The sequence below is a fragment of the Sphingopyxis sp. OPL5 genome, assembly GCF_003797775.2.
Lineage (GTDB): Bacteria > Pseudomonadota > Alphaproteobacteria > Sphingomonadales > Sphingomonadaceae > Sphingopyxis.
Window position 1 is genome coordinate 4,487,734 of the sequence record NZ_CP060725.1, and the last position, 13,827, is coordinate 4,501,560.

A 13,827-nucleotide genomic window follows, 5' to 3' on the forward strand; every position below is an offset into this window, starting at 1 on the left:
GCATCGAGCGAAGTCGAGATGCCCATCGGTCGTTCGTGCCTTCGCGGTGTCTCGACTTCGCTCGACACGAACGGGATTTCCTATGCCGGCCCTAGCCCTCGATCTTCGAGAAATCGGCGACGCCGTGCACCGCGCCGGTAAAGCGCGACAACAGACCGAGGCGATAGGCGCGGACCGCTTCGTCGGGGTCGTTGACCATCACGCCCTCGAAAAAGGCATCGATCGGCGCGCGGAGTGATGCGAGCGCGGCCATCGCGTCGGTGAAGCGCTCCTCGGCGACCGCGGCAGCGGCCGTGGGCCCGGCGGCGTCGAGCGCGGCGAGCAGCGCCTTTTCCATCTCCGTCGCCCCAGCGAAAGCTGGGGCCGCCATCGTCGGCTCGCCATCGCCAGCGATCCCAGCTTTCGCTGGGATGACGGTATCTTTGCTCGCCTGCTTCAGGATATTCGCCGCGCGCTTGTAGCCCGCGAGCAGGTTGGTGCCGTCCTCGGTCGCCAAGAATGCTTGCAAGTCCCGGGCACGTGCTTCCGTCCGATCAAGCCGCGTGTCGTCTCGACTATTCCATTCACGCGACGCCTGCACCACATCTGCCGATACACCAGTTTCGCGCAATTGAACCGCCAGACGCTCCGTCAAAAAGTCCGGAATCGTTGTCAGGATTTTGCGATCAGCAATTTGCTTTTCGTTCAATGGAGCAACCGGATCACTTTGGCCAAGCCATTGCGTCGCTGCGGCGTCAGTCGACAGCTTCAATCCGTTTTGCAAAATCAGACGCAGTGAAGAAATGCCCGCACGCCTAAGAGCGAACGGGTCTTTCGACCCGGTCGGGAACATATCCTCACAAAAGAACCCGAACAGAGTATCCAGCTTGTCCGCCAGCGCCACAGCCACCGTTACCGGCGCGGTCGGCACGTCATCGCCCTGCCCGACCGGCTTGTAATGGTCGCGGATCGCGTCGGCGACGGCATCGGGCAAGCCCTCGGCGCGGGCGTAATAGCCGCCCATCAGGCCTTGCAGTTCGGGGAACTCGCCGACCATTTCGGTGACGAGGTCGGCCTTCGCCAGTTCGGCCGCCTGCCGCGCGAGTGCGGGGTCGCAGTTCGGGACAATGCCTTCGCTCGCCAGCCATTCGGCCAGCTTCGCGACGCGCTCGACCTTGTCGGCGACCGTCCCCAGCTTTTCGTGGAAAGTGATGTTCGCCAGCTTCTCGGCATGCTGCGCGAGCGTCTTCTTCTGGTCTTGTTCCCAGAAGAAACGCGCATCCGAAAGCCGCGCCGCGAGCACCTTGCGATTGCCCGCGACGATCTCCACGCCACCGTCCTTCGCGTCTATATTCGCGGTGCACACGAAGCCGTTCGCGAGCTTGCCGCCCGCATCGTTCACGACGAAATATTTCTGGTTCACGCGCGCGGTCAGCTGGATGACTTCGGGCGGCACCTCCAGGAACGCTTCGTCGAAGCGGCCGAGCAAGGGCACCGGCCATTCGGTGAGCCCGGCATTCTCGATCACCAGCCCCTCGTCCTCGACCAGCGTCAGCCCGGCGTCGGCAGCAGCCTTCGCCGCACCGGTGCGGACGATCGCCTGGCGCTCTTCATGGTCGACGATGACATGGCAGGCGCGCAGCTTTTCGGCATAATCCGACGCCGAACCGATCGTGATCTCGCCCGGGCAGTGGAAACGGTGGCCGCGCGTCGCGAAACTCGCGGAAATCCCGCTAACTTCACACGGAATCAGCGCTTCGCCGAAAATCGCGACGATGCCCGACAGCGGGCGCACCCAGCGCAGGCTTTCGCTGCTCGCGCTCGCCTTGCCCCAGCGCATCGACTTGGGCCAGGCGAAGGCACGGACGATGGCGGGGATCGCATCGGCGAGCACGTCGGCGGTCGCGCGGCCGGGCTTGTCGATCACCGCGAAATACACGCCGTCGCGGTCTTCGAGCTGGTCCTGCGTCAGGCCGGTCTTGCGCAGGAAGCCTTCGAGCGCCTGCGGCGGCGCGCTGCTGCGCGGCCCCTTGAGTTCCTCGCTGACGGCGGCAGTTGCCTGCGGCAGGTCGCGCGCGATCAGCGCGAGGCGGCGCGGGGTCGACCAGATGGTGAGATCGCCCGTTTCAAGACCTGCGGCGGCCATCTGAGCGCGAAACAGTTTTTCGAGTTCGGCGCGCGCGCCGGCCTGCATTCGCGCCGGGATTTCCTCGCTGCGCAGTTCGAGAAGAAAGTCGGTCACAGCGTCCACCCCGGATATTTTGCGGTCCAGTTTTCGGACTGGCTGTCGATCCACGCCTTGCAGCTGCCCTTCGCAAGGTCGCGGACGCGCGCCATGTAATTGGCGCGTTCCTGGACGCTGATCACGCCGCGCGCCTGCAAGAGGTTGAAGAGGTGGCTCGCCTCGATCGCCTGGTCATAGGCCGCGAGCGGGACATTCGCCGCGATCGCGCGTTTGCACTCTTCCTCGGCGGCCTTGAATCCCGCGAAGAGCGTGTCGGTATCGGCGACCTCGAAATTCCATTTCGAGAATTGCCGTTCGTTCTCGAGGAAGACGTCGCCATAGCTGACCGCCGCGACGTCGCCGACCGCGTCCGAAAAGCGCAGGTCGTACACATTGTCGACATTCTGGATATACATGGCGAGGCGTTCGAGCCCGTAGGTGAGCTCGCCCGCGACGGGCTTGCAGTCGAAGCCGCCCATCTGCTGGAAATAGGTGAACTGGGTGACTTCCATCCCGTCGCACCAGACTTCCCAGCCCAGCCCCCACGCGCCGAGCGTCGGCGATTCCCAATCATCCTCGACGAAGCGGATGTCGTGGAGCAGCGGGTCGATGCCGATCGCGGCGAGGCTGCCCAGATATTGATCCTGCAGGTCGGCGGGCGACGGCTTCAGGATCACCTGATACTGATAATAATGCTGGAGCCGGTTCGGGTTCTCGCCATAGCGCCCGTCGGTCGGGCGGCGGCTCGGCTGGACATAGGCGACGTTCCACGGCTCTGGACCAAGGCTGCGCAGCGTCGTCGCGGGGTGAAAGGTCCCCGCCCCCACGCGCATATCATAGGGCTGCAGGATCGCGCAGCCGCGCGCCGCCCAATAATTATGCAGCGTCAGGATCATGTCCTGAAAGCTGAGGGGGGCCTTTTCCGCCGCGTCGGCCATTTTTCGCCATCTTTCGCAGGTGCAACAATTGCCGCCGCCCTTGGCGCAGCGGGGCGCGAGGGTCAAGGCTCCGCGCCCTTCGAACCCTCGCGAAACAGCGCCCCTTGTCAGGCTCACAAAACTTTTTGTCAGGTCTTGTTGACATAGTCAGCGAATCGCGACATATAGTCAATAACACCTGACACAAAGACAGGTGGCCATGACCAACACCTAATAAGCCAAGGAGATATAGACATGATGACCCGCACCCTGATCCTCGCCCTCTCGCTCACCGTCGCCGGCGCCCCCGCGCTCGCCGCCGAGCAGCCCACCGCCGAAGTCCGCATCGCCGACCTCGACCTTTCCACCGGCCGGGGCCAGCAGCGCCTCGAAACGCGCGTGAAGAGCGCGGCACGTAGCCTTTGCAACAACGGCGCGCGCGGCGTCGCCGAAATGACCCGCCAGTCGCAGTGCATTGCTGACGTCTTGGCCAGCGCCAAGCCGCAGGCCGACCGCGCCATCGCCCGCGCCGAAGGCGGCACGCAGCTCGCGCTGCTGATGGTTCGCGCCGCACGCTGATGACGGCGGCCGGTGTTTCGCGGTTTCGTTTCGACCGATGCTCCCCGGTGTCGGTCGGCGACCTGAGCTGGAGCGCCCGCCACGGCGCCGGCGCTCCAGTCTCTTGGCCCGAAACGCTCGCGCGCTCCATTGCCCGCAATTCGCAAATTGTCCTTGGCCGGGACCCTGCCGTCCTTCATGGCGGCGCGACCGGATCGAGGAACAGGCTGGCGAGGCCCCTATGAACAACAAACTCAAAGTGCTGCGCGCGATGCGCAACTGGAGCCAGGCCGAACTGGCCGACCGGCTCGACGTGTCGCGGCAGGCGGTGAATGCGATCGAAACGGGAAAATACGACCCGTCGCTGCCGCTCGCCTTCAAGCTCGCCCGGCTGTTCGACCTGCCGATCGAGGAAATTTTTGACGATGGTTCCGAAGGAAATGGCGATGACTGACACCGGCAAGACCACCAAGACCCGGCGTCCGATGTCGCCGCGGCGCAAGAAATACTGGCTGTCGCTCGGCGCCGCTGGCGTGATCGGCGGCATTATCGGCGGCTGGACCGTCGCCGACCAGCCGGCCGGGCGCAACGCGCTCGAAATGGCGAGCACCGGCTCGCTGAGCGAAAGCTTCGCGATCGGCGCCGCGCTGTTCTGGACGCTCGGCCTCGCGGTCTGCATGATCCTCTATCACCGCGCGATCGACGATCATGAGGAGCGCGCCTGGCTGTGGGCGGGGCTTGCGGGCTGGTACGCCTTCATCTTCCCCGCGCCGGTCTGGTGGGTCCTGCACCGCGCCGGGCTGGCACCGCCCGCCGACGCCATGCTGCTCTTCCTCCTGTCGATGGTCGTCAACGCGGTCGTTTACCTGTGGCTGAAGTTCCGCTGACGCTTTTCGCTCTCCCCTTTTTCCTATCCGACGGCCAAAAGGCCCCATGAGAGGTTCGTTCCCCATGAAGAAATGGTTCAAGACGCTCGCCGCCACCTGCGCGGTCATTCCCTTCGCCCAATGCGCGATAATCCCGGGCGGCAGCGTCGCCCGCGCCGCCGAACCGGCGCCGGTCAGCGCCCCCGCCCCCGCTTCTCCCGCCGCGACGGTCGATGCCGATCCCGCGCTGTGGGTGGTCAAGGACGATGACACCACCATCTATCTCTTCGGGTCGGTGCATGTGCTGAAGCCCGGCCTCGGCTGGTTCGACGAGGCGGTGAAGGACGCGTTCGACAAGTCCGACCAGCTGATCCTCGAAATGGTGATGCCAGAGGACCAGGGCGAGGTGGCGAAGGTGATGAAACCGCTCGCGATGGACACGACCGGCAAGACCATCCCGTCGCGCCTCAACGCCGAGGAACTCAAGGCCTATCAGGCGGCGATGACAAGCCTCGGGCTGCCCGCCAATGCCTTCGACAATTTCGAACCCTGGTTTCCTGCAATGACGCTGTCAGTCCTGCCACTGACCAAGCTTGGCTATGACCCCGAACAGGGCGCCGAAAAGAAGCTCACCGCGGCGGCGCAGGCTGCGGGCAAACCGATCGCGGGTTTCGAAACGCTCGAGGAACAGCTCGGCTTCTTCGACGCGCTGCCCGAAACGCAGCAAGTCGCCTTCCTCAACGCGACCGTCCGTGACCTCGACAAGCTGGGCCCGATGCTCGACAAGATGGTCGTGCTATGGGCCAAGGGCGACCCCAAGAAGCTCGCCGTGCTGATGAACGAGAGCATGGCCGGAACCCCTGAGCTGGCCAAGGTCCTGCTCTACGACCGCAACGCGCGCTGGGCCGAGCAGATCAAGGCACGTATGGCCCAGCCCGGAACCGTGTTCGTCGCGGTCGGGGCAGGACATCTTGCCGGGAAGAACAGCGTCCAGGATTATTTGAAGAAGCGCGGCCTGTCGGCAAAGCGGGTCAAATATTGACCCGCCGGGATAGTCTGTTCCGCCAACAGGGTCGCCGCTTTGCGGTCGCCCTGTTCGCGTGCCTGCTGGCAGCGTGCAGCCCGGCGCCGGAAGCCGAGGTGGCCAAACCCGCGATGTGGCTGGTCGCGGATGACGACACGCGCATCTTCCTGCTCGGCACGATGCACGCCCTGCCCGCCGGAACCGAATGGGACGGCGGCGAAGTCGGCAAGGCGATCGCATCCGCAGACGAACTGATCCTCGAACTGTCGCCCGACCAGCTGGCGGCGGTGGGGGCCGAGTTCCAGCGACTCGCGCCGCGCGAGGCGCCGCTCGCGATGGACAAGCGCCTGCCCGCGCCGGCGCTCGCCGCCTATCGCACGCTCGAGGCGAGCGGGGCGGGGCAGCCGTTCGGCGGCGACGCACTCGACGACTGGGCGGTGATGGTGATGATGGGCCAGCGCGTCGCGCAGAACGCCGCCTTGTTGCCGTCGAACGGCGTCGAAACCGGGCTGACCGTACAATTCAAGGACGCGGGGAAACCGATCGGCGGCTTGGAAAGCGCGCGGGCGCAGCTGATGATGTTCGAAACGCTCGATCCCGCCACGCAGCGGACCCTGCTCACCAAAGCCGCTGCTGGAGCCGGTGACGCGGTGCCGACGGTCGAGGCGCTGACCGCCGCCTGGGCGCGCGGCGACGTGAAGGCGCTGGAAGCGATGATCAACGAGGATGTCGACGCGGTACCCGCCGCGCGCGCCACGATCATCACCGACCGCAACCGGCGCTGGAGCCTGTGGGCGAAGCAGCGGATGACGAAACCCGGAACACTGCTCGTCGCGGTCGGCGCCGGGCATCTTGTCGGCCCCGACGGCGTGCCCGCCTTGCTGGAGGCCGAGGGTTTTCGGGTGACGCGGGTGCAATAGGCGCCGCAGCGCTTGCATTTCCGCCGGTTGGGCGCTAAGCGCCCCCGCTTCCGACCATGGTCATCCCTGGAGGCGTGGCGGAACTGTGTAATCTGTTTCGGAGAAAAATGATGAGCGACCAGCTGGTGCTGTCGGCCGAGACGCGTGATCGCGGAGGCAAGGGAGCCTCGCGTGAACTGCGTCGTAATGGCCGCGTCCCCGCCGTTGTCTATGGCGGCAAAGAAGAACCCCTGATGATCCATGTCGAAGAAAAGCTGCTGATGAAGCAGTTGATGACGGGTCACTTCATGAACTCGGTCGTTATGATCGAGGTCGATGGCAAGCAGGTTCGCACCCTGCCGAAGGACGTCGCTTTCCACCCGGTCAAGGATCGTCCGATCCACGCCGACTTCCTGCGCATCAGCAAGGATGCAAAGGTCCATGTCGCGGTTCCGGTGATCTTCGCCAATGAAGAAGCCTCGCCGGGCCTGAAGCGCGGCGGCGTGCTGAACATCGTGCGTCACGAGCTGGAGCTGGTGTGCGACGCGGCCAACATCCCCGACGACATCTCGATCGACGTCACCGGCTTCGACGTCGGCGATTCGATCCACATCAGCCACGTCAAGCTGCCCAAGGGCAGCGAAAGCGCGATCACCGACCGCGATTTCACCATCGCGACGATCGTTGCTCCGTCGGCACTCAAGTCGACCGGCGGCGACACGACCAAGGATGACGGCGAAACCGCCGAAGAAGCCTGAATCTGATCGGGCCGCCTTCGTTCGCGAAGGCGGCCCCTTCCGGACCCCGAGAAGGGCACTGCCATGCAACTCTGGGTCGGCCTCGGCAATCCCGGGCCCCAATATGCGATGCACCGTCACAATGTCGGCTTCATGGCCGCCGACGTCATCGCCGACGTCCATGGCTTTCCTGCCCCGGCCAAGAAATTCCAGGGCTGGATCCAGGACGGGCGCATCGGATCGCAGCGTATCCTGCTGCTGAAACCCGGCACCTTCATGAACGAAAGCGGCCGCAGCGTGCGCGCCGCGCTCGATTTCTATAAATTGACGCCGCAAGACGTCACCGTCTTTTACGACGAGCTCGACCTCGCGCCGATGAAGATCAAGATCAAGCAGGGCGGCGGCGCGGCGGGCCACAACGGTATCCGCAGCATGATCCAGCATATCGGCGACGATTTCCGCCGCGTGCGCATTGGCATCGGCCATCCGGGACACAAGGACCGCGTGACCGGCCATGTGCTGGGCAATTATCACAAGAGCGAGATGGAGCCGCTGGTCGACCTGCTCGGCGCGATCGCGGCCGAAGCACCGTGGCTGGCGGATGGCAACGACGCGCGCTTTGTGAGCGATATCGCGCTGCGATTGCAGAACTGAATCCCCGTGGAGCGGGTGCTGGTCATCGGTCCCTGCGGCGCCGGAAAATCGACGCTGTCAACCGACCTCGCCCGGCGGCTGAGCCTGCCGGTGCATCATCTCGACCGGCTCCATTGGCATCCGGGCTGGGTCGAGGGCGACAAGGACGAGCTGATCGAAGAACTCGCCGCGATCACCGCCGGCGAGCGCTGGCTGATCGACGGCAATTACGGGGGCACGATGGCGCAGCGGCTCAAGCGCGCCGACACCGTGGTCTATCTCGATTTTCCGATCGGGCTCTGCTTCTGGCGCGCACTGAAACGAATCTGGACATGGCGCGGCCGATCGCGCCCCGACATGAGCGAAGGCTGCCCCGAGCGGTTCGACCTCGCATTCCTCGCCTATATCCTACGCTGGAACCAGGGCCCTCGTCCCCGGACCGAAGCGGCACTCGAAGGATTCGCGGGCGAACTGATCCGGCTCAAAAATCCGCAGGCCTTGCAGGATTGGCTGGCGAGGTTGCCCAAGCGTCATTGACGGCAATTTGGCGCGCGCACCGGTTTGATGCATGATGGCGCCCCGAAAGGAGCCTCCTCATGCCCCACTCCGCGTCCCCCAATCGCCGCCAGTTGCTCGCCGGTGCCGCCGCGCTGACCGCCGCAGCGCCTGCCCTGTTGCGTGCCGCCGAACCACTGGCCCCCGATGCGCTGAAGGGCCGCACCGTGCTGATCACCGGCGCGTCGAGCGGGTTCGGGCGGCTCGGGGCGCTGCTCTACGCGAAACATGGCGCGAAGGTGATCGCGACGATGCGCAACACCCCGCGACCGGAAGCCGACAGCCTGATCGCGGAGGCGGAGACGGACAGGCTCGACCTGCATGTCGTGGAGATCGACGTCACCGACGATGCATCGGTCGCCAGCGGCACCGCCGAGGCGCTGAAGATCGCGGGCGGACGCATCGATACGCTCATCAACAATGCCGGCATCGGCATCACCGGGCCGGTCGAGGTGCAGGATATGGAGGCGACGCGCCTCATCTTCGAAACCAATGTGCTGGGCATCCAGCGCATGCTGCGCGCGTTGTTGCCGCAGATGCGAGCGGCGAAGAGCGGGCAGATCTTCAACATATCGTCGCAGCTCGGCCGCGTCATCGTGCCCGGCGGCGGCCATTATTCGGCGACCAAATTCGCGGTCGAAGCCTTGTCCGAACAGCTCGCCTATGAGTTGGTGCCGCACGGCATCGAGGTGACGATCATCCAGCCCGGCGGTTATCCGACCAGGGTATGGGTCAACCGCAACATCTATACGGGCGCGCTGAAGGGCCGCAGCGATGGCGACCTGCTCGCAGCTTATGCCCCCTTCACACGCGGTATGGGGACCGAGGACGGCAGCGGGCGCAGCGCCGACCCCGCCGACGTGCCGCGCGCGATCGCCGAGATCATGGCGATGCCCGCGGGCAAACGCCCGCTGCGCAGCGCGGTGCATCCGGGCAGCAAGCCGCAGGAGGCGATCAACAAGGTCTCGGCCGAGGTCCAGCTAGCGTGGCTGGGCGGCAGCCAGCTTGGGCCGCTGGTCCGCGCGGTGCACGACTGACGGGGCCGGTTGTCACATCGGTGTCATGCAAGTCATGCCGGCCTGACATGTTCAAGCAACAACGCTGACACCTCCCCCTGCCATCGGGAGCCACCTCATCGGAGCGATCCAGCTCCGGGGCTCAACCGAACAACAGGGGTACTGCATGTCACATCTTACCGACGAAGCCCGCGCGCCGTATCGCCGCGCGACCGCCGATCTCGACGGCCCGAACAGCCTGGAAGCGATCGTCGCCGCCAACCCGTCGCGCCGCTCGCTGCTCGTCAACGGCCTGTTCGGCCTGTCGGTGCTACCGGCGCTCGCGGCGTGCAACACCGATGGCGATCCGGTGGTGACGGTGCCGCCGACGCCCACCCCGACCCCCACGCCGACCCCGACGCCGCCGAGCTTCGCGGTCAATTTCACCTCGGTCGCCGCGAACCGCAACGACACGGTCACCGTGCCGGCGGGCTACACCGTCGACGTACTGCTGAAGGCGGGCGATTCGGTCGAGACCGGCACCCCCTATTCGGGCAGCTTCCCCGCCAGCCCCGCGGTCGCCGAGAAATGGGCCGGCGGCAACCATGACGGCATGGAATATTTCGCCTTTCCGGGCGTCGATGCGAACAACCGCGGCCTGCTGGCGCTGAACTTCGAATATCCCGATTTCAACATCCTGATGGCGGGCAACTACGACCCGGCGACCGCCAGCGCCGACCAGAAGGCGATCGCCCTGTCGGCGGTCGGCATCGGCGTCGTCGAGATTTCGAAGGGCAGCGACGGCAAATGGTCGGTGCAGGCGGGATCGACCTATAACCGTCGCTACACCGGCAACAGCGCCTATCGCGCCGGTGGCCCCGCGGCGGGCCTGCTGTCGGGCAGCATCAAGGGCATGCTCAACAATTGCGCCAGCGGCCGGACCCCGTGGGACACCTATCTGACCTGCGAGGAAACCACCGACAATTATCTCGACCCTACCAAGCCCGCGAACGATTATGGCTGGGTGGTCGAGATCGATCCGCTGCGCGAACTGGCGGCGCCGACCAAGCGCACCGCGATGGGCCGCTTCAGCCACGAGAACGTCGCCTTCATGGCGAACGCCGACCGCCGCGTCGCTTTTTATATGGGCGACGACTCGACCCCCGGGTGCATCTACAAATTCATCCCCGACCGGGCCTATAGCGCCACCAACCGCGCCGCGAACACCGACCTGCTCGACTATGGCACTCTCTACGTCGCGCGTTTCAACGGCGACGGCACGGGCGAATGGCGCGCGCTGGTCGTCGGCCAGAACGGCCTGACCGCGGGCGCGTCGGACCCCGGCAATGTCAGCCAGAGCACGACGCCACCGGCGCCGACGATCGTCAACTTCAACAATCAGGCCGACGTGCTGATCAACTGCCAATCGGCGGCGCGCGTCGCCGGCGGCACCGTGATGGATCGTCCCGAGTGGATCACGGTCGCCCCCGACAATAAGGCGGTGTTCGTCACGCTGACCAACAACAGCGGGCGCCGCGTCACCGACCCCGCCAACCCGCGCGTTACCAACCGCCACGGCCATATCCTGAAGTTCCGCGAGGAAGGCGATTCGCCGCTGGCGACCAAGTTCAGCTGGGAAATCTTCCTGCTGGCGGGCGACCCGGCCTGGGCGTCGGGCGGGTCGAACCTGACGGGCAATATCAACGGCGACACCTTCTCCAGCCCCGACGGCATCCGCATCGACCCGCAGGGTCGCCTGTGGGTGCAGACCGACCATAGCGTCCCCGGCACCTCCGGTGCCTCGGGCGTCAGCATCGAGGACACGGTCGGACAGAACGCGATGTTCTACCTCGACCAGGCGACGAAGCAGTCGAAACGCTTCCTCGTCGGCCCGGTCGGGTGCGAGATCACCGGTCTCGCCTATACACCCGACCTTCGTACCTTCTTCGTCAACATCCAGCATCCGACGGGCAACTGGCCGGTTTCGGGCCAGCAGCCGCGCTCGTCGACCATCGTGGTGCGCCGGACCGACAACCAGCCGGTCGGCAACTGAGCCGCGCCATCCGGTAACGACGGGGCCAGCCTCTCGGCGAGAGGCTGGCCCCTCTATTTTTCGGCCTTCGCCGGCCGCTGCACCACCGGCAGGCCGTCGGCGGTGCGCGCCATCAGGATCACGCACATCGTGCGATGAACCTTGTGCGTGCCGCACGCCACCCCGGCATAGCGATGGCTCTCACGCAGCAAGCTGAGTCGATGGCCCCGGTCGGGCACGCCGTCGTCGATCAGCAGCTGCTGGACGACCGAGGCCGGACTGTGATGGCCATAGGTAATCACCTCGTTGACATAGGGTCCGCCGCCGCGCGCCCTGACGCGCTCACCCGGACCGCGCCCGTTCGTCTCATGGCCGACTGCGCCCGAGCGTGACTGCATCGCGACATGGTCGGCGGCGGCACGCGCGAGAAGCGGGCTGTACCGGAGACGGGAGAGCGGCCTGGCGGGACGCAGGTCGCGGATCGCCTCGTCGACCGCCGCCACACCCTCGCTGGTCATGATATCGATCTCGCTGCCGCCCTCGCCGACGAGCAGCTTGCCCTCGAAACGCGGGCGATAGCCGCGCAGCACCGTCGCATAGCCCGAAGGATCGCCCCGAAAGCGGTTGAGTTCGGCGAGCACGCCGGTTTCGAAACGGCTCGTCGCCGCGCCGACCCCGGCCACACTCGTCGTCGCGATCACCGCAACCGCCGCCCATCGGATCGCTATTCTCATCATCGGCGCGATAAGGGCCCAAGACTGAACCTGCCGCAACCGGTTTCGCATCGGCGGCAAAGGCTGGTGTCGGCGGCCACTTGGCGCTAGGGGCGCGAACAACGCCGGCTCCCGCCGGAGGCATGGAGTTTTTATGGGTTTCAAATGCGGCATCGTCGGACTGCCCAACGTCGGCAAGTCCACCCTGTTCAACGCGCTGACCGAAACGGCAGCGGCGCAGGCGGCCAATTACCCCTTCTGCACGATCGAGCCGAACATCGGCAACGTCGCGGTGCCCGACGCGCGGCTCGAAAAGCTCGCCGCCATCGCGGGCAGCAAGAAGATCATCGCGACCCAACTCGCCTTCGTCGACATCGCGGGCCTGGTGCGCGGCGCGTCGAAGGGCGAAGGCCTCGGCAACCAGTTCCTCGGCAACATCCGCGAAGTCGATGCGATCGTCCATGTCCTGCGCTGTTTCGAGGATGACGACATCCAGCATGTCGAAAACCGCGTCGATCCGGTCGCCGATGCCGAGACGGTCGAAACCGAGCTGCTGCTCTCCGACCTCGAAAGCCTCGAAAAGCGCGTCCCCGCCTTTGTGAAGAAAGCCGCGCAGGGCGACAAGGAATCGAAGATCGCGGCCTCGGTGCTGGGCCAGACGCTCGAACTGCTGCGCGAAGGCAAGCCGGCACGGTTGACCGAGCCGAAGGACGAGGAGGAAGCCCGCGTGCTGCGCACCGCGCAGCTGCTGACCAGCAAGCCCGTCCTCTATGTCTGCAACGTCGACGAAGGCAGCGCCGCCAACGGCAACGCTTTCTCCAAGAAAGTCTTCGCCAAGGCCGCCGCCGAGGGCGCGCAGGCCGTTGTCGTCTCCGCCGCGATCGAAAGCGAACTGGTGACGATGGAGATGGCCGACCGGATGGAATTCCTCGAGGAAATGGGGCTGCACGAAACCGGCCTCGCGCGGGTCATTCGCGCCGGATACGAACTGCTCCATCTGCTGACCTTCTTCACCGTCGGTCCGCAGGAAGCGCGGGCCTGGACCGTCCACACCGGCGCCACCGCGCCCGAGGCGGCGGGCGAAATCCACAGCGATTTCCAGAAGGGCTTCATCCGCGCCGAGACCATCGCTTACGACGACTATGTCGCGCTGGGCGGTGAAGCCAAGGCGCGCGAAGCCGGCAAGCTGCGCGCCGAGGGCAAGGCCTATGTCGTCCATGACGGCGACGTGATGCACTTCCTGCATAGTTGATCCTCCCTTCCCGCAAGCGGGAAAGGAATCAGGCTGGCTCGAACGCCGCCAGGATCGGGCATGGTCCCTTGTCGCTCGCCGCGCATTGGTCGGCGAGGCGTGAAAGCGCGGCGCGGGTTTCGGTCATCTGCGCGATCTTGGCGTCGAGGGCCTCGATCCGCTGACGTGCGAGGTGGCGCACCTGCACGCGATCGTCGCCCACCTCAAGTTCGAGCAATTCGCCGATCTCGTCGAGCGTGAAGCCCGCGCCCTGCGCCGCGCGGATGAATTTCAGGCGCCTCAGATCATCCGCATCATAGCGTCGGATTCCTCCGCCCCAGCCGTCGCCGCCAGTGCGCGCGGGCGTCGCGAGCAGGCCGCGCCGCTGATAATAGCGAATCGTTTCGACCCCGACGCCGCCGGCGGCGGCCAATTTCCCGATGGTGATCTGCATCGCTTGACTC

General features: G+C 65.7%; 15 protein-coding genes. 11 read left to right on the forward strand and 4 right to left on the reverse strand.

Translation table 11 applies throughout. The features are described 5' to 3' along the window. Positions 1–91 precede the first annotated feature (91 nt). Positions 92–2,221 (reverse strand): glycine--tRNA ligase subunit beta, encoded by a 2,130-nt coding sequence (gene glyS / locus EEB18_RS21650; protein ID WP_187140755.1) that lies wholly within the window; start codon positions 2,219–2,221, stop codon positions 92–94. Continuing rightward, complete coding sequence (locus tag EEB18_RS21655) at positions 2,218–3,141, reverse strand: glycine--tRNA ligase subunit alpha (protein WP_187140756.1); 924 nt, start codon at positions 3,139–3,141, stop codon at positions 2,218–2,220. The genes glyS and EEB18_RS21655 overlap by 4 nt, the downstream gene beginning before the upstream one ends. A gap of 234 nt (positions 3,142–3,375) precedes the next feature. On the opposite strand from EEB18_RS21655, the gene EEB18_RS21660 reads away from it, so the two are divergent. The 10 genes from EEB18_RS21660 (at position 3,376) to EEB18_RS21705 (ending at position 11,440) form a co-directional block, all read left to right on the forward strand. Next, positions 3,376–3,699: a UrcA family protein gene (locus tag EEB18_RS21660; protein WP_187140757.1), complete on the forward strand. Its 324-nt coding sequence runs from the start codon at positions 3,376–3,378 to the stop codon at positions 3,697–3,699. 220 nt (positions 3,700–3,919) lie between these two features. Next, positions 3,920–4,132, forward strand: a complete 213-nt coding sequence (locus tag EEB18_RS21665; protein WP_056347971.1) for a helix-turn-helix transcriptional regulator — start codon at positions 3,920–3,922, stop codon at positions 4,130–4,132. Continuing rightward, positions 4,125–4,565: a hypothetical protein gene (locus EEB18_RS21670; protein WP_156377710.1), complete on the forward strand. Its 441-nt coding sequence runs from the start codon at positions 4,125–4,127 to the stop codon at positions 4,563–4,565. Before EEB18_RS21665 ends, EEB18_RS21670 begins: the two co-directional genes overlap by 8 nt. A gap of 64 nt (positions 4,566–4,629) precedes the next feature. Continuing rightward, positions 4,630–5,586 (forward strand): TraB/GumN family protein, encoded by a 957-nt coding sequence (locus tag EEB18_RS21675; RefSeq protein ID WP_187140758.1) that lies wholly within the window; start codon positions 4,630–4,632, stop codon positions 5,584–5,586. Further along, positions 5,583–6,488 carry a TraB/GumN family protein gene (locus EEB18_RS21680; protein WP_262408035.1) on the forward strand — a complete coding sequence of 302 codons (906 nt, stop codon included), beginning with the start codon at positions 5,583–5,585 and terminating at the stop codon, positions 6,486–6,488. Before EEB18_RS21675 ends, EEB18_RS21680 begins: the two co-directional genes overlap by 4 nt. Before the next feature lie 110 nt (positions 6,489–6,598). After that, entirely contained in the window at positions 6,599–7,225 is a 627-nt protein-coding gene (locus EEB18_RS21685) for a 50S ribosomal protein L25/general stress protein Ctc (RefSeq protein ID WP_187140759.1), read from the forward strand. Positions 7,226–7,288: 63 nt separating this feature from the next. Continuing rightward, a complete protein-coding gene (gene pth / locus EEB18_RS21690; protein ID WP_187140760.1) occupies positions 7,289–7,858 on the forward strand; it encodes an aminoacyl-tRNA hydrolase in 570 nt (189 codons plus the stop codon). A 6-nt stretch (positions 7,859–7,864) separates the two neighbouring features. Beyond that, complete coding sequence (locus EEB18_RS21695) at positions 7,865–8,374, forward strand: topology modulation protein (protein ID WP_262408036.1); 510 nt, start codon at positions 7,865–7,867, stop codon at positions 8,372–8,374. Positions 8,375–8,433: 59 nt separating this feature from the next. Continuing rightward, entirely contained in the window at positions 8,434–9,429 is a 996-nt protein-coding gene (locus tag EEB18_RS21700; protein ID WP_187140761.1) for an SDR family oxidoreductase, read from the forward strand. 145 nt (positions 9,430–9,574) lie between these two features. Then, positions 9,575–11,440, forward strand: coding sequence for a PhoX family protein (locus EEB18_RS21705; protein ID WP_187669048.1), 1,866 nt, complete (start codon positions 9,575–9,577; stop codon positions 11,438–11,440). 53 nt (positions 11,441–11,493) lie between these two features. On the opposite strand, the gene EEB18_RS21710 is transcribed toward EEB18_RS21705, so the two are convergent. Beyond that, positions 11,494–12,153, reverse strand: coding sequence for a CAP domain-containing protein (locus tag EEB18_RS21710; protein ID WP_187142206.1), 660 nt, complete (start codon positions 12,151–12,153; stop codon positions 11,494–11,496). Between the two features lie 133 nt (positions 12,154–12,286). Here EEB18_RS21710 and ychF point away from each other — a divergent pair, with 133 nt between their 5' ends. Then, the gene (ychF, locus tag EEB18_RS21715; protein WP_187142207.1) at positions 12,287–13,384 is read left to right on the forward strand and encodes a redox-regulated ATPase YchF; all 1,098 of its coding nucleotides are present in this window, start codon (positions 12,287–12,289) and stop codon (positions 13,382–13,384) included. A gap of 28 nt (positions 13,385–13,412) precedes the next feature. Here the strand turns inward: ychF and EEB18_RS21720 are convergent, their stop codons facing one another. Further along, positions 13,413–13,817 carry a MerR family transcriptional regulator gene (locus tag EEB18_RS21720; RefSeq protein ID WP_187142208.1) on the reverse strand — a complete coding sequence of 135 codons (405 nt, stop codon included), beginning with the start codon at positions 13,815–13,817 and terminating at the stop codon, positions 13,413–13,415. Between the last annotated feature and the right edge of the window lie 10 nt (positions 13,818–13,827).

What these genes read in the sequence shown, in the direction of transcription:
- EEB18_RS21655 (WP_187140756.1), bottom strand. Translation starts at nt 3,141, where the DNA reads ATGGCCGACGCGGCGGAAAAGGCCCCCCTCAGCTTTCAGGACATGATC.
- ychF (WP_187142207.1), top strand. Translation starts at nt 12,287, where the DNA reads ATGGGTTTCAAATGCGGCATCGTCGGACTGCCCAACGTCGGCAAGTCC.
- EEB18_RS21665 (WP_056347971.1), top strand. Translation starts at nt 3,920, where the DNA reads ATGAACAACAAACTCAAAGTGCTGCGCGCGATGCGCAACTGGAGCCAG.
- EEB18_RS21720 (WP_187142208.1), bottom strand. Translation starts at nt 13,817, where the DNA reads ATGCAGATCACCATCGGGAAATTGGCCGCCGCCGGCGGCGTCGGGGTC.
- EEB18_RS21670 (WP_156377710.1), top strand. Translation starts at nt 4,125, where the DNA reads ATGACTGACACCGGCAAGACCACCAAGACCCGGCGTCCGATGTCGCCG.
- EEB18_RS21685 (WP_187140759.1), top strand. Translation starts at nt 6,599, where the DNA reads ATGAGCGACCAGCTGGTGCTGTCGGCCGAGACGCGTGATCGCGGAGGC.
- EEB18_RS21705 (WP_187669048.1), top strand. Translation starts at nt 9,575, where the DNA reads ATGTCACATCTTACCGACGAAGCCCGCGCGCCGTATCGCCGCGCGACC.
- pth (WP_187140760.1), top strand. Translation starts at nt 7,289, where the DNA reads ATGCAACTCTGGGTCGGCCTCGGCAATCCCGGGCCCCAATATGCGATG.
- EEB18_RS21675 (WP_187140758.1), top strand. Translation starts at nt 4,630, where the DNA reads ATGAAGAAATGGTTCAAGACGCTCGCCGCCACCTGCGCGGTCATTCCC.
- EEB18_RS21700 (WP_187140761.1), top strand. Translation starts at nt 8,434, where the DNA reads ATGCCCCACTCCGCGTCCCCCAATCGCCGCCAGTTGCTCGCCGGTGCC.
- EEB18_RS21660 (WP_187140757.1), top strand. Translation starts at nt 3,376, where the DNA reads ATGATGACCCGCACCCTGATCCTCGCCCTCTCGCTCACCGTCGCCGGC.
- EEB18_RS21710 (WP_187142206.1), bottom strand. Translation starts at nt 12,153, where the DNA reads ATGAGAATAGCGATCCGATGGGCGGCGGTTGCGGTGATCGCGACGACG.